The organism is Streptomyces sp. WAC00040 (assembly GCF_056835925.1).
In genome coordinates, this window is sequence record NZ_JAKQZE010000001.1 from 2,701,800 (window position 1) to 2,724,572 (window position 22,773).

The following is a 22,773-nucleotide window of genomic DNA, read 5'->3' on the forward strand; positions in this document are numbered from 1 at the left end:
GACCGACAGAAGCGGGCATCCCGGCGCAGACCACCTACGCCGGGCCCCACACCTCGACTGGTGAGTATTCACCCATTCGAGTGACGGTCAAACAATTCACTCAACCACGTTCCGGCCACACGGACTTTCCAGCTAGCTTGTCATCCGTCACTAACCGATCACCACCGGGAGTAACGATGGCTGTAGAGCACGAAGACTTCACACCCCCCACCGAAGAAGACGTGTTCGCCTACCTCGACTCCGTCCCCGCTAAGCTCCGCAAGTGCCTGGAGGCCAAGCACGACTGGGCAGCCCACGACTGGACCGGCTACAAGCCCAACGGCGCGGCGGTCAAAAGTCAGGCCCAGCTCCACCTGGCCACCAACTTCGACGTAACCGAACAGTGCAAGCGCTGCTACCTCAAGCGGCACTTCTCCTTCGCCGTCCACGGCGACCGCGTTGTCGACCAGAGCCCGTACACCTACAGCGAGCGCAACGAGGAGATCACCAGCCCCTACGGGGTCTCCGCCACGGGCCTGAGCGTCCGCAAGCTGGCCGCCGGCCAGAACCTCTACCGCCGCATCATCGGAACCCACATCCAGCTCGCGCCCACCGGCACCACCAGGCGCGCCCTCAAGGGCAAGGTCGCGTAGTGGCACGCCACCTGCGGCAAACCTCCGAGACCTACTGCGACTGGCATGCAGCCTTCCCCAGGCCCGAGGAAGTAGCAGCCACCGCCGAGCGCACAGTTGCGCCGGGCAAGGAGATCGACCTCTGTGGATTCTGCGCCCTCGTCTGGGACCTCGTCGCACCCCGCATGGACGAAGTGACCCAGATGATTCGGCCCGAGGTCATCCAGGACCTCATCCGCTCCGCCCGCAGCACCGCCATCCCCGAGTCGCGCAGCCCCGCACAGCTCGCCCTCCAGGACACCCCCCGCCCGCCGGAACGCACCGCGAAAAAGGCGAAGCCGGCGCCCAAGGAGCCGCAGGATGAAGCTAAGCCGGCTACAACGAATAAGCGCGGAGTGTGGATTGACGGTGAGGATCAGGTTCGCTGCCCCCTCCAGCACCGCGCCGGCAGCGCAGACCCCTACTGGGTCAGAATGCGCGACCGAGGCAGCCACGCCAAGGGGAGCCACCACCTGTTCGGCCCCCAGGTCCCGTACGAACTGCCTGACGCCGATGCGTCTGGGAAGAGTCTCACCCTTCCCGTGAAGTGCTTCGACCACAAGGTGTGCGCCGAAAGCGGAGGGTACGGGTTCAAGAACGAGGCCGGACTCAAACTCCACCGGCGCAAGGCCGAAGAAGCCGGCTGGGAAGAAGCGAAGCGCCCTCCCAAGGACACAGCAGAAACCCTCCCGTACGCTGACGCGTCGGCCGCGTAGCACCGAAAATCCGCAGGGCCCCCACCACAGATCGTCAGGCGGGGGCCCTGCAATTTTTTCTACAGACCCGGCCGGCGCTCGATTGTCGCCTGGAGGATCACCGTCTCCTCCCGCACAGGCCGGCTCCGCGCCAAAAACGCGAGAAGAGCCTCTCGCTTGGCCGGGTCTTGAACCAGCTCGTCGTATAGATCCGGCTCGACAGCCGTCGCGGCACCGCCCCACCACAGCGCCGCGTTCATCAGCCGCAGCCCCTCGATATCGTCGAGGAAGCCCCCCTCCGGCCGACAGCCCCACGGGCACGCGAGGGCTTCGATGAGCCCCCAAATTCGACACACCATCGGGCGGTCCTCGTATACCCGGCAGACCAGCCGCGATTGATCCAGTGCCGAGCACACCGTGCCGGCAGTCCGCCCGCCCGGCATCGGAATAATCTGCCCATCCACCCAGGGGAAACCCCGCCGGTTAATTCGATCCCGCTCCAGCGGGCTTAGCCGTACAGGGCCGCACGCCGAGGCGCATTCACCCACGCACTTCATGTGCGGTAGCGAGCGGTAAAGCTCGTCGAGTTTCCTCGGATCAGGCTTCCGTACAGGCCCGCCGGCCAGCGCCCTGACAGTGGCCATCGCGTCGTCAAGTTCCATGCGCAGCAGGCTAGGTGACCGGCCGTTGGTTGTGCTCTGCGCTCACCCGTTCGAGTGACGGTTGTAGTTTTTCTTGGGATATGCTCTCAACCCTGAAGACGGCACAAACGCCCGCAATCGCGGGGTGGGGGGAGGGGTCATGTCGGCGGAGCTGTCACCGCTTGAGCTGCTCATGGAGAAGGACCGCAGCAAGAGTGCGGCGGAGCGGTTCGCGGACCGCATGCGCCAGGTGCGGATCGCGGACGGCAGGGAGCAGCCGGGAGACGGGGCGCCTTCGGTGGAGTCGGCCGGGGTTGTCGTCGGGCGTCTGACTCCCGCACTCGTCGCTCGTCTCGCGGCGGCCCTCGGCGACGCTGACGATCTTGAAGCCGACATGATCCGCGTCGCCTTCGACATCCCCCTGCCTGACGCGCGGTCGATCTCCGCAGGTCAGCGACAGGATGGCGATGTGCACTTCCTGGCGGGTAGTCTGTCAACACCGACAACCGGCTGATGAGCGGCACCAGCATGAGCCGTGAGTTCGAGCTGCTGACCGAGGCGTTCGGATACACGCTCGACGACATGCAGTGGTTCACCGTCAACGCGATGAAGTCCGCCTTCATCCCCTTCGATGAACGACTGGCGATGATCAACGACGTCATCAAGCCGGGCTACGCCGAACTCAAGTCCGAATGGCTGTTCCGGCAGACCGCCACAGGGGGCAACTGACCCCTCGCCGTCACCGGACGGCATCTGCACCGAAGCGGCCGGAGCCGTCAATATCCGGCTGCTTCGGGGTGTTTGCGGGGAATGTGCAAGCCTGACCGGCTTGCGGAGCCGCTCATGTCCCCCTTCCCCAAGGATTCGTTCCTGATGAAGGGGTCTGCTGCGAAGACCCTCGGTTCGCCGCTCTCGGTGCCGCCTTTGCCGCTGCCGCCGCAGGTACTGCCGCGGCCCCCGCCGTACCCGGCCCCACGGGTGCGCTCGGCAACCTCTCCACGACGCTGCCGCTCAACGCGGTCACCCAAACGCTGCCGGCGGGCGCGGCCGCGGTGCCCGCCACCGCGCAGGGCGCTGTCGGGGAGGCCGTTCCCGGGTGCGACCGACCCGGTCGCCGGTCTGCTCGGCGGCCTCCCGGTGACCGGTGGCGCCCTCGGTGATCTCACCGGTGGTCTGCCGACCGGTGGCCTGCCGCTCGGCATCTGACGTGCACACAGCCGGCCCAGGGACCGGCTGACGTCCGTGGGGCGCACTCCGGAACCGGGTGTGCGTCCCATGGCGTTTGTGCCAGGATCGCCGCCATGCGAGCCAAGACCGGCCAGATCACCGCGTTCGGCGCCGTCTGCGCGCTGCTCCTGACCACGGCCGCCTGCACGAGCGGCGACGACGAGGGGCCCGGCGGGTCCCGGGGGGCACCACCCTCGGCAGCGAGCACCGCGCCCGGCGCCGCGACCGACACCGGCAAGGGCGGCGGCATCGACGGTGACGCCTCCGTACCGCTCACCGCGCCCCAGCTGGAGCGTGCGGCACTGACCACCAAGACCTGACCGGCTTCCAGGTCTCCACCGGTAAGAGCGCCCTGGCCGCCTCGGGGCAGCCGACGGCCGACAAGGCACCGTGTCAGCCGCTGGCCGACGCCATGGGCGACGAGCCGGACGGGCGCGCCCTGCGTACCGTCAACCGTGGCCTCGGGTCGCTCGACGACCTCGGCCTCGCGATCTCCGCGTCGCTCAGTTCGTACAGCGAGACCGACGCGAAGAAGCTGATGAACGGCCTCGAAGCGGCACTCGCCGCCTGCGGTGCCGGCTTCGAGGCGACGCTCGACGGCCGCGGCGCCTCCTACCGTGAGGTGAAGGCCGCGCCGCTCGCCGTCCGGGGCGGTGACGAGACGGTCGGCTGGACCACGGTCGCCACCGGAGAGCACGGCGCGTCGCTCGTCCATCTCGTCGTCGTCCGCAAGGGCGCGACGGTGGCCCGCTTCATGGCGTTCGACCTCGCGGGCCGGAAGCCGCCACGGGTCCCCGGGGCCGTCGCGGACAAGCAGCTGGCGAAGGTCGCGCAGGTGCTCGCAGGCTGACGGCCCACGACTTCCGGGAAGCGGGTCACCAGGCGCCGGCGGCCGGCTTCTCGGCGGGCAGCAGCATCCACAGCGCCAGGTAGAGCAGGAACTGCGGGCCCGGCAGCAGGCAGGAGGCCACGAAGATCACGCGCATCGTGGTGGCGGACGTACCGAAGCGCCGGGCCAGCGCTGCGCACACTCCGCCGATCATGCGTCCGTCACGGGGGCGGGCGATTGCGGCCATGGTGGGCTCCTTCACGAGAGCTGTCGCCGGGAGCCTCTCTGTGTGCTCCCGATGACTCCATGGTGGCTTCGCGAAGGGGGACGAAGCGTCGCTCTACGGGGCGATCCCGACCCTGGGAATCGTCGGGGTCGCCCCCTGAGAGCCCTCGTCCCTGAGCACGGCCCCGCGTCGTACCTCGCGTCCCTGGCCGCGCAGCGCGGTACCGCCGTTCGCACGCAGCAGCCTGCGGCGCAGCCGGGCACGGCCCGCGGGCACGACCACGAGGTGGGCGAGTGCCACACCGGTGGTGTTCAGCAGGAGCGAGTCGATGTCGACGACCTGACCGGGCACCCCGGTCTGCAACAGCTCGATGCCGAGCGACAGCAGGGCGCCGGTCGCGACCGTACGGGCGAGGGAAGCCCACGGGGACACGGCGAGACGGCCGCTCGCCATCGGCAGCAGGACCCCGAGCGGCGCCAGCAGGAGCAGTCCGCCGCCGATGTGCCGTGCGGCTTCGACGGGTCCTTGCTCCAGAGCGGCCTTGATCCCGGCCAGGGGTTCCAGGTTCGCCGCCGTCACCCACATCACGTCGAGTGGTCGCAGCGTCAGCCACGAGACGAGCAGCAGATGGGCGAGGCTGAGGACGACGCCCGCCACGCGGAAGCGAATGGCGGCACTGCCGCCCGAACCTTGACGCTGCACGCACCCCAAGACGCACGCCCGGCGGGAATCGGTTCCGCCGTTGTTCCGAGAGGGTGAGCGGAGCCTCCTGCCGGGTCCGGGTCGGGCCCGCGTCGCGGGAGGGGTTCCCGGGCCGGACTTCCTACCGTGCGGGCGAGCCCGGTGAGGGCAGGGCGTCGAGCGTCGGCACCGCACCCTCCGGCCGTTCCTTCGTCCGCGTCGTGCACACATAGGCGTGCGGCGCGTAGTCCCCGGGACCGCCGAGCACCACGGCCCCGCCGGCCTCCGCGGCTCTGCTCTCCGCCAGGGTGCACACGATCTGGGCGAGGGCCGGTGTCGGCAGGTCCTCCGGCTGGCGGCTCAGCCGCAGGGTGCCTTCCGGATCACCCTCCCTGGCGCCGTTCACCAGCAGCGGCCCCCGCACGTACGTGGTGAAGCCCGCTTCCTGCTCCGGCGCGGACGGGTCCCTCAGCAGTTCGTCGATGAGCGCCTGGGCGAACTCGGGCGCGCTGTCGGCAGCCTTGCTCTCGGAGATCCTCGCCGTGCGGTCCACGGCATCCAGCTGCGAGGCGCAGACCAGGTAGACGCGGACGGGTACGCCCTGCTCCTGTGCCTGCGGGGCGATGCTGCCGCCGGACACCTCGCACGGCACCCGCGAAGGCGCGGCCCCGGCGTCGACAGGCACCTGGGTGGTCCTGATGCCGCAGCCCGCGAGCGCCAGGGAGCCGACGAGCACGACCAGCGCCGAGACGGCCCTGCGGGCGCGGGTGCCCGTACCCCTCACCGGACGCGCGCGGTTCCCGCCGTGCTCCTGGTTTCCCGTACGTGCCATGACGCGTTCCCGGATTCCCGTTCGTGCCCTGACGCCTACCGCTTCACCGCCGACCGCTGTCACAGGGTGTCTTCCTCTCCCCGCGGGCGGTTGTCGTCCGCCGCGCGGCCGTCGGCGCCCGTTGCCCCGGGAGCGTCCGCGTCGCCCGTGCCGACCGCCTCGCAGTCCGCGATCGAGGACGCGTCGCGCGGCAGCGTCAGCACGAAGACCGCGCCGCCCTCGGGCAGGTTGGCCGCGGTGATGTCACCGCCGTGGATATGGGCGTTCTCCATGGCGATGGACAGGCCGAGTCCACTGCCCTCCGAACGCGGCCGTGAGGCGCTCGCCTTGTAGAAGCGGTCGAACACGTGCGGCAGGACCTCCTCGGGGATGCCGGGTCCGTGGTCGCGCACCTCGATGACCAGCTCGCCGTCGAGGGGCCGGACACAGACCCGCACCGGCGAGCCGCCGTGCTTGAGCGCGTTGCCGATCAGGTTGGCGAGGATCACGTCGAGCCGGCGCGGGTCCAGCCGCGCCATGATGCCCCGCTCCGCGTCCAGCTCCACGGCGTCCAGCCAGGCACGGGCGTCGATGCAGGCGGTGACCTGGTCGGCGACGTCCACCGTGTCCAGCACGAGTCTCGCGGTGCCGGCGTCGAAGCGGGTGACCTCCATCAGGTTCTCCACCAGGTCGTAAAGCCGACGGGTCTCGCTGACCACGAGGTTCACGGCGGGCGCGATCATGGGGTCGAGGCTGTCCGCCTCGTCCTCGAGCACCTCGGTGACCGCGGTGAGCGCGGTCAGTGGCGTGCGCAGCTCGTGCGACATGTCGGCGACGAAGCGGCGGCTGGACTCGTCGCGGGCGCTCATGTCGGCGACCTTCTTCTCCAGCGACGCGGCGGTCTTGTTGAACGTCCTTGCCAGTTCGGCCAGTTCGTCCGTGCCGGAGACACGCAGCCGGGTGTCGAGCTTGCCCTCCCCGAGCTGCCTGGCGGCCTCGCCCAGCCGGTGCACCGGCCGCAGCACGGTCGTCGCGGCCGCCTGCGCGAGCAGGGCGGAGCCGACAAGGGCCAGCAGGGTCGCGATGCCGAGCGACCAGGCGAGCGAATTGAGGTCCTGCCGCTCCTGGTCGAGGGACTTGAACATGTAACCGGTCGGCCCGCCGCCGACGATCCGGGTGCCGCCGACCAGATACGGCTTGCCGCCGCGCTCGGTCCGCTGCCAGTAGAGGTGGTAGGGCACCGTGTTGCCGGCGCCGATCTCCTGCCGTTCGTCCACCGCGTCCTGGAGCGACTGCGGCACGTCCTCCTTGGTGAACATGTCGGGGTCGGACGCGCCGACGATCGGCTTGCCCTCCGCGCGCTCACCGATGAGGAGCACGCTGTAACCGTTGCTGCTGTTCCCCATCTGCTCGGCGACGCGCTGCAACTCGTCCTGTGTGGGCCGCAGCGGCAGCGTCGCGGCACGGTTCTGCATGTCCTGCCGGAAGTCGTCGAGGGCCGCGTCCTGCGTACGCGTCAGCACCGCTTCGCGGTTGAGCCAGTACGCGATGCCGGACGCGGACACGGCGGCCGTGAGCGCGACGAGCGCGAACACCACCACCAGACGCAGCCGCAGGCTCGTCAGGCGGATTCCGGTGAGTATGCCGCGTCGTGGAGCGCCGTCGCCGTTCGTCCCGTCGCTCACCGAACGGTCCCGCCCGCCCTGTGCGTTCCGGTCACTGCGGGACGTCCAGCCGGTAGCCGACGCCACGCACCGTACGGATCAGTGTCGGTGAGGACGGCACGTCCTCCACCTTCGCCCTCAGCCGCTGCACACACGCGTCGACCAGACGCGAGTCGCCGAGGTAGTCGTGCTCCCACACCAGCCGCAGCAGCTGCTGGCGGGACAGGGCCTGACCGGGGCGCCGGCTCAACTCCAGGAGGAGACGCAACTCGGTGGGCGTGAGCTGGAGGTCCTCCCCGTTCTTGGTGACCGTCATCGCGGAACGGTCGATCACCAGCGAGCCGAACGTCGCCGAGTCGGTGGACTCCCGCTCGCCGCGGCGCAGTACGGCGCGGATACGGGCGTCGAGGACCCGGCCCTGCACCGGCTTGACGACGTAGTCGTCGGCGCCGGACTCGAGCCCGACGACGACGTCGATGTCGTCACTGCGGGCGGTCAGCAGGATGATCGGCAACTGGTCGGTGCGCCGGATACGGCGGCAGACCTCGAAACCGTCGATCCCGGGCAGCATCACGTCCAGCACGATCAGGTCGGGCCGCTGCTCACGCAGCAGTTTCAGGCCGTCCTCGCCCGTCGCCGCGGTGGCCACTCGGTGGCCCTGGCGTGACAGCGAGAGTTCGAGGGCCGTGCGGATGGCGTCGTCGTCCTCGATCAGCAACAGGAAAGGCACGGGGGTCATTCTGGCCCATGGGGAGCCCCAGTTCGACTCCCCGTACCCCGCAGGCCCGTACTCACACCACTTCTTTCCTTGTGACGCGCCTGTGACAGTCGGCGGACACCGCGATGAAGGAGCCTTGGCAAGCTTCTTCTCACACGAACGGAAACAGACTCCACTCGACGGGGGGCGCGAGATGAACGCACTGCACAGCACCACCTCAAGCGCAGTTGTGACGCGTCTCCACGACGTCGCGCGGAGCACCGAGAAGTCCGGCGCCGTGAACGGGCGGGGGTGCGTTCGCGGCGCCGGGCGTCAGCACAAGCCGCCGTTCATGGCTGTGGTTGACGCACCCAAGGGAGGAAGCGGCGCCGCCTACGGTGAGCCGAAGCCGGCGGGGGAGCGGGCATCCTGCTCCGAGGCCGAGTTCACGGCCTACGTACAGGAGCGCCGAGCGTCCCTGTACGCGACCGCGTACCACCTGACCGGTGACCGGTACGAGGCGGAGGATCTGCTCCAGAGCGCACTGTTCTCCACGTACCGGGCCTGGGAGCGGATCAGCGACAAGGCCGCGGTCGGCGGTTATCTGCGCCGCACGATGACCAACCTGCACATCAGCGCCTGGCGCCGGCGCAAGCTCAACGAGTACCCCACGGAGGAGCTGCCGGAGACGGCGGGCGACACCGACGCTATGCGGGGCACCGAGCTGCGCGCCGTCCTGTGGCAGGCGCTCGCCAGGCTTCCCGAACTCCAGCGGACGATGCTGGTCCTTCGCTACTACGAGGGCCGCACCGACCCGGAGATCGCGGAGATCCTGGACATCAGCGTCGGCACGGTGAAGTCGAGCATCTGGCGGTCGCTCCGCCGGCTGCGCGAGGACGAGGTCCTCAGCTTCGGCCGTGACGAAGAGGAGTCCTTCGGCGAGCTGGTGGCCTGAAGGCAACGGGGGAAACACGGGGGAAGTACGGGGGCTGCCGTTTCGGGGGAGACGGCAGAGACCGCTGTTTCGGGGGAGACGGCGGGCAGGATCCGCGGGGGACACGGGGATCCACAGGAAGGAAGGATCCACGGGGGACACGGGGATCCACGGGGGAAAACGGAGTGGGGCCGGGCAGGCCGGGGGGTTCTGTCCGGCCCCACTCCCATGTCCTGGCAGCTAGACGGGCTGCCGCGCCGAGGGCAGCCGGCAGTGGCCGGCCGCTGCGGCCGCGAGCCGGCCGAGGGCCTCGGCCTTGCCGCAGGGGTGCGCGCCCAGGCCCGCCTGGCGCGCCACGATGCCGCGCTCCGCGCGCATCAGACGCCACCCGCGCCGCAGCAGGAACGGCACGGACTTGCGCCCCTCGCGCAGATCGCGCGCGAGCCGGCGGCGGAACGTCGTGGAGGGCCGGCCGCGCAGGCACAGCGCGTCTGCGAGGACGCCCAACTCCTCACAGCGCCGCACGATGTCGGCCGCGAAGATGCCTTCGGCGACGAACAGCGGTGTGCGGTCGATGTCCAGCGTCTCGGTCCCGGTGCGGGAGCTGGTGGCGATGTCGTAAACCGGTACAGCGGTCCGGCCGCTGCGGCACAGCTCCGCTATCGCCGCCACCGCGGCGTCCGCGTCCCAGGACGAGGGCGAGTCCCAGTCGATGTCGGTGCTGCCCGTCACCAGGGGAAGCGTCGGGTCGTTGCCCTCTTTGTAGAAGTCGTCCAAGCGCAGGACCGGCAGGCCGGTACGGGCGGCGAGAGAGGACTTTCCGGAGCCTGAGGGGCCCGCGAGCAGCACGACGCGGGTCGGGATGGGTTGGGAACTCACGGGAGACAAGTGTGACGCATCCAGCGGCTCCCGAACCCCCTCGAGGTCCGGTTGGTACGAGCATCACACCACCGACCACTCACCGTACACGCACGATCACTTGATGGGATGGAATCCATGGCTCGTCACGCAGCTTCCAGGAACAAGCACCGCGCAGTGCTGCGCGCCGGACTGACCGTCGCCGCGGCGGGAGCCGCGCTCGGCGCGGGCACGGCGGCGGCCAACGCGGCCGTGCCGGTGGAGACGGCCACCGGGCTCGTCACGAACTCGGTGAGCGGTGTGAGCGAGGTCAAGAGCCTTCAGCTGCACCCGCTGGCCAACACCGGTGCGGACCCGCTCGACAACGAGATCCGCACCCAGGTCGCCGACTTCAAGCCGGTCAGCACGGCGGTGGCGACGGACAACATCACCAAGGGCCAGGCGATCGAGGACCTCCCGGGGGCGGGGCCGGTCGCCGCCTCGCTGCTGCCGTAGGGCATTTCGTCCGCAACGGGCGGACGCACGGGGAAGCCCCCCGCCTCCGGACGGAGAGGCGGGGGGCTTCGGCCCGTGCCGGCGGCGTCAGTACGCCGAGCCGGAGGCGCCCAGCGAACCGGTCGGGTGCCAGACCGTTTTCGTCTCGAGGAACGCGGTCAGCCGGTGCGTGCCGGGGTCCACCGAGAAATCCACAGCCTGTGGACGGAAGACGCGCTTCAGGTTGTCCGCCGCCGCGACCTCGAGCTCCTTCGCCAGGACCTCGTCCGCGCCGGTCAGGTCGATCCCGTTGACGTCCTGGTGCGCGGCGAGCGGGGCCGCGATCTCCGCCGTACGCCCGGAGAGGACGTTGACCACGCCGCCGGGCAGGTCGGACGTGGCGAGCACCTCGCCGAGGGAGAGCGCCGGGAGCGGGGCCTGCTCGGAGGCCACGACGACGACCGTGTTGCCGGTCGCGATCACCGGGGCGATCACCGAGACCAGGCCGAGGAACGACGATTCCTGCGGCGCGAGGACCGTCACCACGCCCGTCGGCTCGGGGGTGGAGAGGTTGAAGAACGGACCCGCGACCGGGTTCGCCCCGCCCACGACCTGGGCGATCTTGTCCGTCCAGCCCGCGTACCAGACCCAGCGGTCGATCGCCGCGTCGACGACGTCGGCCGCCTTCGACTTGGACAGGCCCTCCGACCGCGCGACCTCGCGGACGAACTGGTCCTTGCGGCCCTCCAGCATCTCGGCGACGCGGTAGAGGATCTGGCCGCGGTTGTACGCGGTCGCGCCCGACCAGCCGCCGAACGCCTTGCGGGCGGCGACCACCGCGTCCCGCGCGTCCTTGCGGGAGGAGAGCGGCACGTTGGCCAGCCACTTGCCCTTGCCCGCCGCGGCAGTGGCCGATGTCCTTGTCGTCACCTCGTACACCCGGCCGCTCTCGGAGCGGGGGAACTTGCCCCCGACGTACAGCTTGTAGGTCTTGAAGACGCTGAGTCGCCCGTCAGACATCGAGGTAGGCCTCCAGACCGTGACGGCCGCCCTCGCGGCCGAAGCCCGACTCCTTGTAGCCGCCGAACGGCGAGGTCGGGTCGAACTTGTTGAATGTGTTGGCCCACACCACACCCGCGCGGAGCTTGTTGGCCACCGCGAGGATGCGGGAGCCCTTCTCCGTCCAGATGCCGGCGGACAGGCCGTACTGGCTGTTGTTCGCCTTGGCGACGGCCTCGTCCGGCGTGCGGAACGTCAGCACGGACAGCACCGGGCCGAAGATCTCGTCGCGGGCGATGGTGTGCGCCTGCGTGACGTTCGTGAACAGCGTCGGCGCGAACCAGTAGCCGGAGGCGGGCAGCTCGCACGCGGGCGACCAGCGCTCGGCGCCCTCCGCCTCGCCCGCCTCGACCAGGGTCGTGATCCGGGACAGCTGCTCCTCGGAGTTGATCGCCCCGATGTCGGTGTTCTTGTCCAGCGGGTCGCCGAGGCGCAGCGTGGACAGGCGGCGCTTGAGGGAGTCCAGCAGCTCGTCCTGGATCGACTCCTGGACCAGCAGGCGCGAGCCCGCGCAGCAGACCTGTCCCTGGTTGAAGAAGATGCCGTTGACGATGCCCTCGACGGCCTGGTCGATGGGGGCGTCGTCGAAGACGATGTTGGCGCCCTTGCCGCCGAGCTCGAGGGTGACCTTCTTCTTCGTGCCGGCGATCTGGCGGGCGATGGCCTTGCCGACAGCGGTCGAGCCGGTGAAGGCGACCTTGTTCACGTCCGGGTGCTCGACCAGGGCGGCGCCGGTGTCCCCGTAGCCGGGCAGGATGTTGACCACGCCGTTCGGCAGGCCGGCCTGGCGGCAGATGTCCGCGAAGAACAGGGCGGACAGCGGCGTCGTCTCCGCGGGCTTGAGGACGACCGTGTTGCCGGTGGCGAGCGCCGGGGCGATCTTCCACGCGAGCATCAGGAGGGGGAAGTTCCAGGGGATGACCTGGCCGGCGACGCCGAGCGGGCGCGGGTTCGCGCCGTAGCCCGCGTGGTCGAGCTTGTCGGCCCAGCCCGCGTAGTAGAAGAAGTGCGCGGCGACCAGCGGGAGGTCCGCGTCGCGGGTCTCCTTGATCGGCTTGCCGTTGTCCAGGGTCTCCAGGACGGCCAGCTCGCGGCTGCGCTCCTGGATGATCCGCGCGATACGGAACAGGTACTTGGCGCGCTCCTTGCCGGGCAGCGCCGACCACTTCCCGAAGGCCTTACGGGCGGCCTTCACCGCACGGTCCACGTCCTCGGCGCCCGCCCGGGCGACCTCGGCCAGGACCTCCTCGCTCGACGGGGACACGGTCTTGAAGACCTTGCCGTCGGCGGCGTCGGAGAACTCGCCGTCGATGAACAGCCCGTAGGACGGGGCGATGTCGACGATCGACCGCGACTCGGGTGCGGGTGCGTATTCGAATACGGAAGCCATGTTGATCAGTCCACCGTCACGTAGTCGGGGCCGGAGTAGCGGCCGGTCGCCAGCTTCTGCCGCTGCATCAGCAGGTCGTTGAGCAGGCTCGACGCGCCGAAGCGGAACCAGTGACTGTCCAGCCAGTCCTCGCCCGCGGTCTCGTTGACCAGGACGAGGAACTTGATCGCGTCCTTGGCCGTGCGGATACCGCCGGCGGGCTTCACGCCCACCTGTACCCCAGTCTGCTCCCTGAAGTCGCGGACGGCCTGAAGCATCAGCAGGGTGTTCGCCGGGGTGGCGTTCACCGCGACCTTGCCTGTCGACGTCTTGATGAAGTCCGCGCCGGCGATCATGCCGAGCCAGGAGGCACGGCGGATGTTGTCGTACGTGGAGAGCTCGCCGGTCTCGAAGATGACCTTGAGCCGGGCGCTGCCGGAGGCCTCCTTCACGGCGCGGATCTCCTCGTACACCTTCATGTAGTCGCCGGCGAGGAAGGCGCCGCGGTCGATCACCATGTCGATCTCGTCCGCCCCGGCGGCGACCGCGTCACGGACGTCCGCGATCTTCACGGGCAGGGCGGCACGGCCGGCCGGGAAGGCGGTCGCCACGGAGGCGACCTTGACCTCGGAGCCCTTCAGGGCCTCCTTGGCGGTCGCCACCATGTCGGGGTAGACGCAGACCGCGGCGGTCGTCGGCGTGGTGCGGTCGGTCGGATCGGGGTTGACGGCCTTGGCGGCGAGCGCCCGGACCTTGCCCGGGGTGTCCGCGCCTTCGAGCGTCGTCAGGTCGATCATGGAGATGGCCAGATCGATGGCGTACGCCTTGGCCGTGGTCTTGATGGAACGCGTGCCGAGGGACGCCGCGCGACCTTCGAGGCCGACGGCGTCGACGCCGGGCAGCCCGTGCAGGAAGCGGCGCAGAGTGCTGTCGGACGCGGTCACGTCGGCGAATGCGGGTGCGGTGGTGGGCATGGTCACCAGATGAGCATATCTACGCGCGTAGCGACCTGTACAGAGGGTGCGCAGAAACGCTGCCCGAAACAGGACAGAAGCCGTGGCCTCCGCAGGGCCACCCCGTGCCCGGGGACCCGGAACCGGCGTGCGGCAGAATCGGAACCATGACGAGCCCCCAGCAGCCCGAGCCCTCCACCGACAGCGACCGGGTCTTCCGATCGGCCGCCGGAATGGCGGGTGGTGCCGTACTGCTCGGGCTCATCGCCTGGATCGTGGTCGACGCCGTCGTCCGCGGTCAGGGCCGCACGCCGTGGCTCGCTCTCGCCGGCGGTCTGCTCGCGGTGCCGGTCGTCGTCGCCTTCACCTTCCGCCCGGCCGTCTTCGCCGGCGAGGACCGGATCCGGATCAGGAACCCGTTCCGGACGATCGTGCTGCCGTGGGGCAGCGTGGCCGACCTGCGGGCCTCGTACTCCAGCGAGATCTTCACGCAGGGCGGCGCGAAGTACCAGCTCTGGGCCATTCCGGTCTCGCTGCGCAAGCGCAAGGCCGCGGCCCGGCGGCAGGCGCAGGCCGCCTACGACGACCCGCACGGTACGACGTCCGTGCACGCCGACGTGCGCGACGCCAAGTCCCGGGTCGCCCCCGCCGACCAGACCATCGCCGACCTGCGGGAACTGGCGGAACGGCGGTCCTCCGCGGCGGAGGCCCAGGGCGAGCCCCAGATCCGCTGGGCGTACGAACTGCTGGCGCCGGCGGCCGCGGGCGCGGTCCTCCTCGCGGTCCTCCTCGCGACCGGCTGACACCCCGCCGGTCACGAGGCCGGCCGTGTGAGCGGCGCGCGAGGACTCTCCGTCCACGCCGCCGCGGTGCGACCCGCGGCATCGGCAACGAGCGGTCGCGTGGACCTCACAGAACGGCGCCCGCCGCGGTCGGACCGGACCGCGGCGGGCGCCGTTTCGTGGGCGGATGTCAGATACCGGCGGCGGCGGACAGGTCCCGCTTGATGCCGTCGAGCACCTGCGAGGCGCGCGCCCTGGACCCGGCCAGCGCGCTCGCGTCGGCGACCGGGACGACCACCTCGAGATAGCACTTCAGCTTGGGCTCCGTACCGCTCGGGCGGACGATGACCCGGGCCTTGAACTCCCCGTCGAGGTAGTAGCGCAGACCGTCCGTCGGCGGGAGCCTGTCCGTCCCGACGGCCAGATCCTCCGCCGTCGTGACCCTCAGGCCCGCCAGGGCTGTCGGCGGCTGCTCGCGCAGCGCCCTCATGGCGTTCGCGATGATGCCCAGGTCCTTCACCCGCACCGACAGCTGGTCGGTGGCGTGCAGACCGTGCTCGACGGCGAGGTCGTCCAGCAGGTCGCCGAGCGTACGGCCCTGCTCCTTCAGCTCCGAGATCAGCTCGGCCACGAGCAGCGCCGCCGTGATGCCGTCCTTGTCACGTACGCCCTCCGGGTCGACGCAGTAGCCGAGCGCCTCCTCGTAGCCGTACCGAAGACCCTCGACGCGGGCGATCCACTTGAACCCGGTCAGCGTCTCCTCGTACCCGAGCCCGGCGGCGGCCGCGATCCGGCCCAGCAGCGACGACGACACGATCGACTCGGCGAAGACGCCGGTGGCGCCCTTGTGGACGAGGTGCTCCGCGAGCAGGGCGCCGACCTCGTCGCCGCGCAGCATCCGCCAGCCGCCGTCCGCCGCCTCGTCGGGTACGGCGACGGCGCAGCGGTCCGCGTCCGGGTCGTTGGCGATGACCACGTCGGGCCCGGTACGGCGAGCCGTCTCGAAGGCGAGGTCCATCGCCCCCGGCTCCTCCGGGTTCGGGAACGCGACCGTCGGGAACGCGGGATCCGGCTCCGCCTGCTCCGCCACCAGGACCGGTGCCGGGAAACCGGCACGCGCGAAGGCGGCCGTCACCACGTCCTTGCCGACGCCGTGCATGGCCGTGTAGACGACCCGGGCGGTTCGGGGGGAGCCGGCGGTCAGGACGGCGTCCGTACGCGCCAGGTACGCCTCGAGCACCTCGTCACCGAGCGTCTCCCAGCCCTCTTCCGCGCGCGGGACGTCGGCGAGGCCGCGGATCGCGTCGATCTCGGCGGCGATGTCCGCGTCGGCCGGTGGCACGATCTGCGAACCATCGCCCAGGTAGACCTTGTAGCCGTTGTCACGGGGAGGATTGTGGCTCGCGGTCACCTCGACGCCGGCGACAGCGCCCAGGTGCCTTATGGCGAAGGCCAGCACGGGCGTGGGAAGCGGGCGCGGCAGCACCGCTGCTCGCAGGCCCGCGGCGACCATCACCGCGGCGGTGTCCCGCGCGAAGTCCGCGGACTTGTAGCGGGCGTCGTAGCCGACGACGACCGGCCCGTCCGTCTGCCCCTTGGCCTTCAGATAGGCCGCGAGTCCGGCCGCCGCCCGGATCACGACGGCCCGGTTCATCCGCATCGGTCCGGCCCCGAGCTCACCACGGAGCCCGGCGGTGCCGAACTGGAGCGTCCCGCCGAACCGGTCCGCCAGTTCGCCGAGATCACGCGCCTCGATGAGCCGCGCGAGCTCGTCCCGCGTCTCCGCGTCCGGGTCCTCCGCGAGCCACGCCTCGGCCCGGGCGATCAGGTCCTGCTCCTGCTGCACGGTTGTCCGCCTCTCGTCTTCGCTGTGTCGAGTCTGCGCGGGGCGGGCCGGGGCCCGCGAGTCGCAACGCCCGCGGCGGGCGTTGTTCCCCTCCCCTACGGCCCGGCGGCCGCGGGGGCCGACTTCCCGGATCGGGCTCCGCCCGGCCGGGCAGTCGGCTCCGCCCGGGCTCCGGACCGTCCTTCAAGTGGTGACGGGGCCGTGAGCCCCATTTCCCGGGGCCGGTGCTGCCTGGGTCCGCTTCCCGGATCAGGCTCTGCCCTGCCCCTGACCGGGCCCCGGACCCGGTACGAATGCTCCGACGGGCCCCGGACCGTCCTTCGGGCGTTGTCGGTCCGGGGCGCTGTCACCGGGTGCCCGCGCATCGATTGCCGGCGGATGCGCCGCTCCCGAGGGTGCGTGCACGCGAGGCGTGTCTGTCGGCGGGGCGGAGTGCAGGCGCTGCGGCAGTTCGGGCCCGCCGAGGACGGCGCCTTCCGCGACCGAGGGCCGTGCGGGGTCAGGGGCGTGCCCCGGTTTCGGGAAGGGGCGGGCAGGGGAACACGCCCGCGCGGCCGCCACGCCCCACTCCACCTCAGATGCGTGCCAGCACCCGCGTCAGCAGCTCGCCCATCCGCGCCGCGGAATCCCGTCCCGCCTGCAGCACTTCCTCGTGGTTCAGCGGCTCGCCGGAGAGCCCCGCCGCCAGGTTCGTGACCAGCGAGATGCCCAGCACCTCCGCGCCGGCCTCGCGGGCCGCGATGGCCTCGAGGACGGTGGACATGCCCACCAGGTCGCCGCCGAGCACGCGGACCATGTTGATCTCGGCCGGGGTCTCGTAGTGGGGGCCGGGGAACTGGACGTACACGCCCTCCTCGAGCGTCGCGTCCACCTCCTTGCACAGCGCCCGCAGCCGCGGGGAGTAGAGGTCGGTCAGGTCGACGAAGTTCGCGCCGATGATCGGCGACGCCGCCGTGAGGTTGATGTGGTCGCTGATCAGCACCGGCTGCCCCGGACGCATGCCGTCGCGCAGGCCGCCGCAGCCGTTGGTCAGCACCACGGTCTTGCAGCCGGCCGCGACGGCGGTGCGCACGCCGTGGGCGACGGCGGAGACGCCGCGACCCTCGTAGAAGTGCGTACGGCCGAGGAAGACCAGCGCGCGCTTCTGGCCGATGCGGTACGAGCGGATCTTGCCGCCGTGGCCCTCGACCGCCGGGGGCGGGAAGCCGGGCAGTTCCGTGACGGGGAACTCGGCCTCGGGGGTGCCGAGCGCGTCGACGGCCGGAGCCCAGCCGGAACCCATCACCAGTGCGACGTCGTGGGTCTCGGTGCCGGTCAGCTCGCGCAGGCGGGCGGCGGCGGCGTCGGCCGCGGCGTGGGGGTCGGCGAGAGCGCCGACGAGGTCCGGATTCACAGATGCGTTCACGCGGATGAGGGTAACCCGCAAATTCCTACGCGCGTAGATGACGCAGCCGACGGTCTTCGGATCGTTGTCTTGTCGTTTCCGACGAACCACGCCGGACGCGCGCCGGCGACAGGCCCGGACCCGGCGGACGGGGCGGGGCGGGCGGCCGTCAGCAGGGGCGCTTGCGCAGCTCCATCACGTAGTCGTGCGGCGCGCCCGCCGACTCCGCCGCGTCGGCGAGTTCGCCCAGGTAACGGGCGGACGGCAGGCCGCCCTCGTAGCCGTTCAGGACGTACACCCAGGCCGGCTCCTCGCCGTCCAGGGTGTCCACACGGACCCGCATGCGCCGGTATATGTCGAGGCCGACACCCTCCCAGCGGTCCATGGAGTCCTCGTCCATGGGCGCGATGTCGTACAGCGCGACGAAGACCTGCGAGCGCGGGGCCTCCACGATCGTGGCCAGCGCCCCCTCCCAGCCCATCTGCTCGCCGCCGAAGGTCAACCGCCAGCCGTTGAGCCAGCCCGTGCCACGCAGCGGTGAGTGCGGTGCGCGGCGGGTCATCAGCCGCGCGTCGAGGTTGCCGGCGTACGCGGCGTAGAGCGACATGGGGTCGAGGGTACGGGAGGCGAACGAGCGGCCGCCGCCGCCACGGGGTACGGCGGGGCCCGTCCGGCGGTCGAGCAGGAGGGCCGTGGTGGTCGCGGCGCTATGGAGGCCCCGGGGGGAGAACGCCTGAACGATGCGGGACAATGAAGTACGTACTGCATTCCACCGGGGGCACCCCCGGACCCCGGCAGAGCGGGCAGGCGGGCCGGGAACGACAATGCGAGGCGGACTTTTTCGTGACCCGGATCGTGATCATCGGTGGCGGACCCGGCGGATATGAGGCGGCCCTTGTCGGCGCTCAGCTCGGCGCGGAGGTGACCGTCGTCGACTGCGACGGTCTGGGCGGGGCGTCGGTGCTGACCGACTGCGTACCCTCGAAGACCCTGATCGCCACCGCCGAAGTCATGACGACCTTCGACTCCTCCTACGAGGAGCTCGGCATCATCGTGGCCGACGACACCCCGCACATCGAGCAGGCCGCCCGCGTCGTCGGTGTGGACCTCGGCAAGGTCAACCGGCGTGTCAAGCGCCTCGCGCTCGCCCAGTCCCACGACATCACGGCCTCCGTCACGCGGGCCGGCGCGCGCGTCATGCGCGGCCGCGGCCGGCTCGACGGGCAGCAGGCGATGGACGGCTCCCGCAAGGTCGTCGTGCGCGCGGCCGACGGTACCGAGGAGACGCTCACCGCGGACGCCGTGCTGATCGCCACCGGCGGTCACCCGCGCGAGATCCCCGACGCCAGGCCCGACGGCGAGCGCATCCTCAACTGGACGCAGGTGTACGACCTGGACGAGCTTCCCGAGGAGCTCATCGTCGTCGGTTCCGGTGTCACCGGCGCCGAGTTCGCCGGCGCGTACCAGGCGCTCGGCTCGCGCGTCACCCTCGTCTCCTCCCGTGACCGCGTGCTGCCCGGCGAGGACCCGGACGCCGCCGCGGTCCTCGAGGACGTCTTCCGCCGCCGTGGCATGAACGTCATGGCCCGCTCCCGCGCCGAGTCCGCCAAGCGCGTCGGAGACCGGGTCGAGGTCACGCTCTCCGACGGCCGCGTCATCAGCGGCACGCACTGCCTGATGGCCGTCGGCGCGATCCCCAACACGGCGGGCATGGGCCTCGAGGAGGCCGGTGTCCGGCTCAAGGACTCCGGTCACATCTGGACCGACAGGGTGTCCCGTACATCGGCACCCGGCGTGTACGCGGCCGGTGACGTCACCGGCATCTTCGCCCTCGCTTCCGTCGCCGCCATGCAGGGCCGGATCGCGATGTACCACTTCCTCGGCGACGCGGTCGCCCCGCTGAACCTGAAGACCGTCTCCTCCAACGTCTTCACCGACCCGGAGATCGCGACCGTCGGCTACAGCCAGGCCGACGTCGACGCAGGCAAGATCGACGCCCGCGTGGTCAAGCTGCCGCTGCTGCGCAACCCCCGCGCCAAGATGCAGGGCATCAGGGACGGCTTCGTCAAGATCTTCTGCCGTCCGGGGACCGGGATCGTGGTCGGCGGCGTGGTCGTCTCGCCGCGTGCCTCGGAACTGATCCACCCCATCTCGATCGCTGTCGACAACAACCTGACGGTCGAACAGATCGCAAACGCTTTCACCGTGTACCCGTCTCTGTCCGGGTCGATCGCGGAGGTGGCACGCCAGTTGCACACCCGGAAGACGTCGGGCGAGGGCTGACCGCGGCCGGACGCGGAAGAAACCCGGCAAACCCTGGGCACTTCACTCGTCGCGCGATCAACTTGGGGGCCGTCTATACCACTTGGCGGCCTCTTAAGTGCACATTTTCCGGTATCCGGCGCATAGAGCTGAAAACCGACGGGCGGTGGGGTTACTGTCAGTTTCGTGTTCGCTGCAGAACGTCGTCAGTTGATCCTCGAAATGGTGCGTGCCAACGGTGCCGTGTCGCTCCGTGAGCTCGCCCGCGTCGTCCAGACCTCCGAAGTGACCGTACGGCGTGACGTGCGGGCACTGGAGGCAGAAGGACTCCTCGACCGCCGGCACGGCGGTGCGGTACTGCCGGGCGGATTCACCCGCGAGTCCGGCTTCCCGCAGAAATCCCTGTCCGCCACCGCGGAGAAGACGGCCATCGCCGACCTCGCGGCCGCCCTCGTCGAAGAGGGTGAGGCCATCGTCGTCGGCGCCGGTACCACGACGCAGGAGCTGGCCCGCCGGCTCGCACGCGTCCCCGGACTGACCGTCGTCACCAACTCGCTCCTGGTCGCCCAGGCGCTCGCCCATGCCAACCGGGTCGAAGTCGTCATGACCGGCGGCACGCTGCGCGGCTCCAACTATGCGCTGGTCGGGAGCGGCGCGGAGCAGTCCCTCCAAGGGCTGCGGGTCTCCCGCGCGTTCCTGTCCGGGAGCGGGCTGACCGCCGAGCGGGGTCTGTCCACCTCCAACATGCTCTCCGCGAGCGTCGACCGCGCGCTCGTCCAGGCCGCGGCGGAGGTCGTGGTGCTGGCCGACCACACCAAGCTCGGTACGGACACGATGTTCCAGACCGTGCCGACGGATGTGATCACCCGCCTGGTGACGGACGAGCCGCCGGCGCACGACGACCGGGCGGCGACGGAGCTTCAGGCGCTCGCGGACCAGGGTGTGCAGATCGCGGTCGCCGGAGCGGGGGCGGCGCCCGCGCCGCGCCCTGAGGTGCCGCTGCCCGGCCAGCGCCGCACCAGGGCGGGCCTGCGCAGCGCGGCGGGCGCGCTGGGGCCGGAGGCCCTTCCGGAACGGTCGGCCCGCGTGGCGGACCTCCGTCGTCGCTGACGCGGACTCCTCGGATGGGCAGGTCTCTCTCGGCCCCCGTGCGGTTGGCTGGGGGCGCGCCGTCCCCGGCCGGGTGCGGGTGCGTTGCGCCCCTGCGGGGCGTCGCGTTCCTCGGGTGCGCCCGGTTCGGTGGCGTGTTCCGCCGGTGGGAGTGGTCCGGTCCGGTCGCGCTGCGCCCCTCGCGGGGCGTGGCCTCAGGAGTGGGTGCGAGGTGTCGGGGCCTCCGGAGGGGGGTCCGGAACGGCTGACCTCACCGCGCTTCGCGCGAGTTGCGACGCCCTGCTTCCGGACCCTCTTCCGACCCCGATCCGCCCGGTGCCGCCCGTACCGGCCGGTGGGCCCGTGCTCTCACAGGGCGGCGCAGCGTGCGGACGTACCGGGCGGGGGAGTGGCCGGCGCCAGTCGCCCAGCAGTGTGACGAGGAAGCGGCGGGCGAGAGTCCGGACCTCGTCCCAGGCGGGATCCGTCGCCAGGGCGTCGGCCCACTTGGCGGTCCGACCGTCGGCGTCGATCTCGGCGACGCGGCGGCCGACGGCCTGAAGATCGCGCAGGTTCTCGGGTTCGAAGGCTCCGCGGTCCGTGAGTCCTTTCCCTGTGAGGCAGGCGAACTCGACGTCGTCGACGACCAGGTCCGTCGTCAGCTCGCGCTCGCCCAGCCACGTGAGCTGATCCCGTCGGTCAGCCGCGAGAAGGGACAGGAAGAGGCGTGTCCACGTCCGCCAGTGCTCGTCGTTCATACGCGGAGGGTCGCATGGAGAGAAGGATCAGCAGCCCGAAAGCGGCGAACGCGGCAGCTGTGCGTGCATAGTTGAACGCCTCCCAGCGAGCCAGTATCTCGGCGTGATCGGCGGGGGCCGAGGTGGCCGCCCACTGCTTGATACGGCCGTTGATGGGGACGTTTCCGAGACGGGTGATCAGGAAGGACGCGACGGCGAGGAGCCCGGCCCCGCCGGCGAGCCACCGTGCGGTGCCACGCGTCATGGCGGCCAGTGTCAGCGCGCTGAGCGCCGACATGCCCATGGCACCTTGCATGGTGATCCCGTTCATCTGCATCAACTGGGCATGGAAGGACAGCCTCATGTCGAGCGGTACCGCGTTGAACGTGGGGACCAGGTTGGCCGCTCCGTAGCCGAAGGCGCCGGCGAGAGCGCCGGTGGAGAGCAGCGCGAGGCCCTGGACGAGCCGAATGCGCATGCGGATCACTCTCCCGTCTGCTGATCGGCGGCGGTGACGGGCCGCGTCAGCTGCTCGGCTCGTCGCAGGCGCCCGTCGGGTGTGAACTCGGCGAACATGTGGACCCGCGTGGCAACGGGTCCGCCTTTACGCATCCGGGCGTGGATCGTGAAGCGGGTCGCCATCCGGTATCCGTCCAGGAACGCTTCGTGGACCTCGAACCGGAACTGCCGCAGATTCTTGCGCACCGGGCGGAGGTGAGCGCGGAGGCGGTCCCAGTCGAGTGGTACGCCGTCAGCGACTTGAACCACGTCACGGGTGTAGTACCTGGCCATGAGGTCGGCGGTATCTTCCGAGCCATGGACCACGGCGTCGGTGAAGCTCGTGAAGAAGTCGGCGACGAACTGCTCGGGAGGCTTCGCGCGGAGAGGGTTCATCATTGCTCCTG

Annotated in this window: 26 protein-coding genes and 1 pseudogene; 11 read left to right on the top strand and 16 right to left on the bottom strand. The window is 70.7% G+C overall.

Annotated features, from left to right (window positions below; genetic code table 11):
• The first annotated feature begins 176 nt into the window (after positions 1 to 176).
• Both MDN94_RS12680 and MDN94_RS12685 read left to right on the top strand, forming a co-directional pair.
• Positions 177 to 632, top strand: a complete 456-nt coding sequence (locus MDN94_RS12680) for a hypothetical protein (RefSeq protein ID WP_482725934.1) — start codon at positions 177 to 179, stop codon at positions 630 to 632.
• Entirely contained in the window at positions 632 to 1,366 is a 735-nt protein-coding gene (locus MDN94_RS12685) for a hypothetical protein (protein WP_482725935.1), read from the top strand. Before MDN94_RS12680 ends, MDN94_RS12685 begins: the two co-directional genes overlap by 1 nt.
• 59 nt (positions 1,367 to 1,425) lie before the next feature.
• Here the strand turns inward: MDN94_RS12685 and MDN94_RS12690 are convergent, their stop codons facing one another.
• A complete protein-coding gene (locus MDN94_RS12690; RefSeq protein WP_482725936.1) occupies positions 1,426 to 2,007 on the bottom strand; it encodes a YkgJ family cysteine cluster protein in 582 nt (193 codons plus the stop codon).
• A gap of 139 nt (positions 2,008 to 2,146) precedes the next feature.
• On the opposite strand from MDN94_RS12690, the gene MDN94_RS12695 reads away from it, so the two are divergent.
• The 4 genes and pseudogenes from MDN94_RS12695 (at position 2,147) to MDN94_RS12710 (ending at position 4,063) form a co-directional block, all read left to right on the top strand.
• Positions 2,147 to 2,500: a hypothetical protein gene (locus MDN94_RS12695; RefSeq protein WP_482725937.1), complete on the top strand. Its 354-nt coding sequence runs from the start codon at positions 2,147 to 2,149 to the stop codon at positions 2,498 to 2,500.
• A pseudogene (locus MDN94_RS12700) lies at positions 2,476 to 2,715 on the top strand (adenosine deaminase); the annotation flags it as partial. The gene MDN94_RS12695 and the pseudogene MDN94_RS12700, both read left to right, overlap by 25 nt.
• Before the next feature lie 572 nt (positions 2,716 to 3,287).
• Positions 3,288 to 3,533: a hypothetical protein gene (locus tag MDN94_RS12705; protein ID WP_482725938.1), complete on the top strand. Its 246-nt coding sequence runs from the start codon at positions 3,288 to 3,290 to the stop codon at positions 3,531 to 3,533.
• 92 nt (positions 3,534 to 3,625) lie between these two features.
• Positions 3,626 to 4,063, top strand: coding sequence for a hypothetical protein (locus MDN94_RS12710; protein ID WP_482725939.1), 438 nt, complete (start codon positions 3,626 to 3,628; stop codon positions 4,061 to 4,063).
• A gap of 25 nt (positions 4,064 to 4,088) precedes the next feature.
• Here MDN94_RS12710 and MDN94_RS12715 read toward each other — a convergent pair whose 3' ends face one another.
• The 5 genes from MDN94_RS12715 to afsQ1 form a co-directional block, all read right to left on the bottom strand.
• Complete coding sequence (locus MDN94_RS12715) at positions 4,089 to 4,289, bottom strand: PspC domain-containing protein (protein ID WP_005312962.1); 201 nt, start codon at positions 4,287 to 4,289, stop codon at positions 4,089 to 4,091.
• Between the two features lie 93 nt (positions 4,290 to 4,382).
• Complete coding sequence (locus MDN94_RS12720) at positions 4,383 to 4,925, bottom strand: VanZ family protein (protein WP_482725940.1); 543 nt, start codon at positions 4,923 to 4,925, stop codon at positions 4,383 to 4,385.
• Positions 4,926 to 5,091: 166 nt separating this feature from the next.
• Positions 5,092 to 5,781, bottom strand: a complete 690-nt coding sequence (locus MDN94_RS12725) for a hypothetical protein (RefSeq protein ID WP_482725941.1) — start codon at positions 5,779 to 5,781, stop codon at positions 5,092 to 5,094.
• A gap of 59 nt (positions 5,782 to 5,840) precedes the next feature.
• Positions 5,841 to 7,445 (bottom strand): ATP-binding protein, encoded by a 1,605-nt coding sequence (locus MDN94_RS12730; RefSeq protein ID WP_482725942.1) that lies wholly within the window; start codon positions 7,443 to 7,445, stop codon positions 5,841 to 5,843.
• 31 nt (positions 7,446 to 7,476) lie between these two features.
• The gene (gene afsQ1, locus MDN94_RS12735) at positions 7,477 to 8,154 is read right to left on the bottom strand and encodes a two-component system response regulator AfsQ1 (protein WP_175257369.1); all 678 of its coding nucleotides are present in this window, start codon (positions 8,152 to 8,154) and stop codon (positions 7,477 to 7,479) included.
• A gap of 181 nt (positions 8,155 to 8,335) precedes the next feature.
• On the opposite strand from afsQ1, the gene MDN94_RS12740 reads away from it, so the two are divergent.
• The gene (locus tag MDN94_RS12740) at positions 8,336 to 9,076 is read left to right on the top strand and encodes a SigE family RNA polymerase sigma factor (protein ID WP_482725943.1); all 741 of its coding nucleotides are present in this window, start codon (positions 8,336 to 8,338) and stop codon (positions 9,074 to 9,076) included.
• A gap of 219 nt (positions 9,077 to 9,295) precedes the next feature.
• On the opposite strand, the gene MDN94_RS12745 is transcribed toward MDN94_RS12740, so the two are convergent.
• Positions 9,296 to 9,934: a uridine kinase family protein gene (locus MDN94_RS12745; protein WP_441263852.1), complete on the bottom strand. Its 639-nt coding sequence runs from the start codon at positions 9,932 to 9,934 to the stop codon at positions 9,296 to 9,298.
• A 117-nt stretch (positions 9,935 to 10,051) separates the two neighbouring features.
• On the opposite strand from MDN94_RS12745, the gene MDN94_RS12750 reads away from it, so the two are divergent.
• Positions 10,052 to 10,408 (top strand): hypothetical protein, encoded by a 357-nt coding sequence (locus MDN94_RS12750; RefSeq protein ID WP_482725944.1) that lies wholly within the window; start codon positions 10,052 to 10,054, stop codon positions 10,406 to 10,408.
• Between the two features lie 87 nt (positions 10,409 to 10,495).
• Here MDN94_RS12750 and MDN94_RS12755 read toward each other — a convergent pair whose 3' ends face one another.
• Genes MDN94_RS12755 through deoC form a run of 3 tightly spaced genes read right to left on the bottom strand, consistent with a single transcriptional unit; the run spans position 10,496 to position 13,795 of the window.
• Positions 10,496 to 11,407, bottom strand: coding sequence for an aldehyde dehydrogenase family protein (locus tag MDN94_RS12755; RefSeq protein WP_482725945.1), 912 nt, complete (start codon positions 11,405 to 11,407; stop codon positions 10,496 to 10,498).
• The gene (locus MDN94_RS12760; protein ID WP_482725946.1) at positions 11,400 to 12,836 is read right to left on the bottom strand and encodes an aldehyde dehydrogenase family protein; all 1,437 of its coding nucleotides are present in this window, start codon (positions 12,834 to 12,836) and stop codon (positions 11,400 to 11,402) included. The genes MDN94_RS12755 and MDN94_RS12760 overlap by 8 nt, the downstream gene beginning before the upstream one ends.
• Positions 12,837 to 12,841: 5 nt before the next feature.
• Entirely contained in the window at positions 12,842 to 13,795 is a 954-nt protein-coding gene (gene deoC, locus MDN94_RS12765; protein WP_482725947.1) for a deoxyribose-phosphate aldolase, read from the bottom strand.
• A gap of 140 nt (positions 13,796 to 13,935) precedes the next feature.
• On the opposite strand from deoC, the gene MDN94_RS12770 reads away from it, so the two are divergent.
• Positions 13,936 to 14,571, top strand: coding sequence for a PH domain-containing protein (locus MDN94_RS12770; RefSeq protein ID WP_482725948.1), 636 nt, complete (start codon positions 13,936 to 13,938; stop codon positions 14,569 to 14,571).
• Positions 14,572 to 14,740: 169 nt separating this feature from the next.
• On the opposite strand, the gene MDN94_RS12775 is transcribed toward MDN94_RS12770, so the two are convergent.
• The 3 genes from MDN94_RS12775 to MDN94_RS12785 all read right to left on the bottom strand — a co-directional run bounded on the left by MDN94_RS12775 (position 14,741) and on the right by MDN94_RS12785 (position 18,387).
• Positions 14,741 to 16,396, bottom strand: coding sequence for a phospho-sugar mutase (locus tag MDN94_RS12775; protein WP_482725949.1), 1,656 nt, complete (start codon positions 16,394 to 16,396; stop codon positions 14,741 to 14,743).
• A 574-nt stretch (positions 16,397 to 16,970) separates the two neighbouring features.
• On the bottom strand, positions 16,971 to 17,801 hold the full coding sequence (locus MDN94_RS12780; RefSeq protein ID WP_482725950.1) for a purine-nucleoside phosphorylase: 831 nt from the start codon (positions 17,799 to 17,801) through the stop codon (positions 16,971 to 16,973).
• A gap of 148 nt (positions 17,802 to 17,949) precedes the next feature.
• A complete protein-coding gene (locus MDN94_RS12785) occupies positions 17,950 to 18,387 on the bottom strand; it encodes a gamma-glutamylcyclotransferase family protein (RefSeq protein WP_005312922.1) in 438 nt (145 codons plus the stop codon).
• A 236-nt stretch (positions 18,388 to 18,623) separates the two neighbouring features.
• On the opposite strand from MDN94_RS12785, the gene MDN94_RS12790 reads away from it, so the two are divergent.
• The gene (locus MDN94_RS12790; protein ID WP_482725951.1) at positions 18,624 to 20,063 is read left to right on the top strand and encodes an NAD(P)H-quinone dehydrogenase; all 1,440 of its coding nucleotides are present in this window, start codon (positions 18,624 to 18,626) and stop codon (positions 20,061 to 20,063) included.
• 165 nt (positions 20,064 to 20,228) lie between these two features.
• On the top strand, positions 20,229 to 21,152 hold the full coding sequence (locus tag MDN94_RS12795) for a DeoR/GlpR family DNA-binding transcription regulator (RefSeq protein ID WP_482725952.1): 924 nt from the start codon (positions 20,229 to 20,231) through the stop codon (positions 21,150 to 21,152).
• A gap of 194 nt (positions 21,153 to 21,346) precedes the next feature.
• Here MDN94_RS12795 and MDN94_RS12800 read toward each other — a convergent pair whose 3' ends face one another.
• The 3 genes from MDN94_RS12800 to MDN94_RS12810 are packed head-to-tail and all read right to left on the bottom strand — an operon-like array spanning position 21,347 to position 22,762.
• Positions 21,347 to 21,889, bottom strand: coding sequence for a hypothetical protein (locus MDN94_RS12800; protein WP_482725953.1), 543 nt, complete (start codon positions 21,887 to 21,889; stop codon positions 21,347 to 21,349).
• Positions 21,831 to 22,346 carry an anthrone oxygenase family protein gene (locus MDN94_RS12805; protein ID WP_482725954.1) on the bottom strand — a complete coding sequence of 172 codons (516 nt, stop codon included), beginning with the start codon at positions 22,344 to 22,346 and terminating at the stop codon, positions 21,831 to 21,833. Before MDN94_RS12805 ends, MDN94_RS12800 begins: the two co-directional genes overlap by 59 nt.
• Positions 22,347 to 22,351: 5 nt before the next feature.
• Positions 22,352 to 22,762, bottom strand: a complete 411-nt coding sequence (locus MDN94_RS12810; RefSeq protein ID WP_482725955.1) for a nuclear transport factor 2 family protein — start codon at positions 22,760 to 22,762, stop codon at positions 22,352 to 22,354.
• Positions 22,763 to 22,773 lie beyond the last annotated feature (11 nt).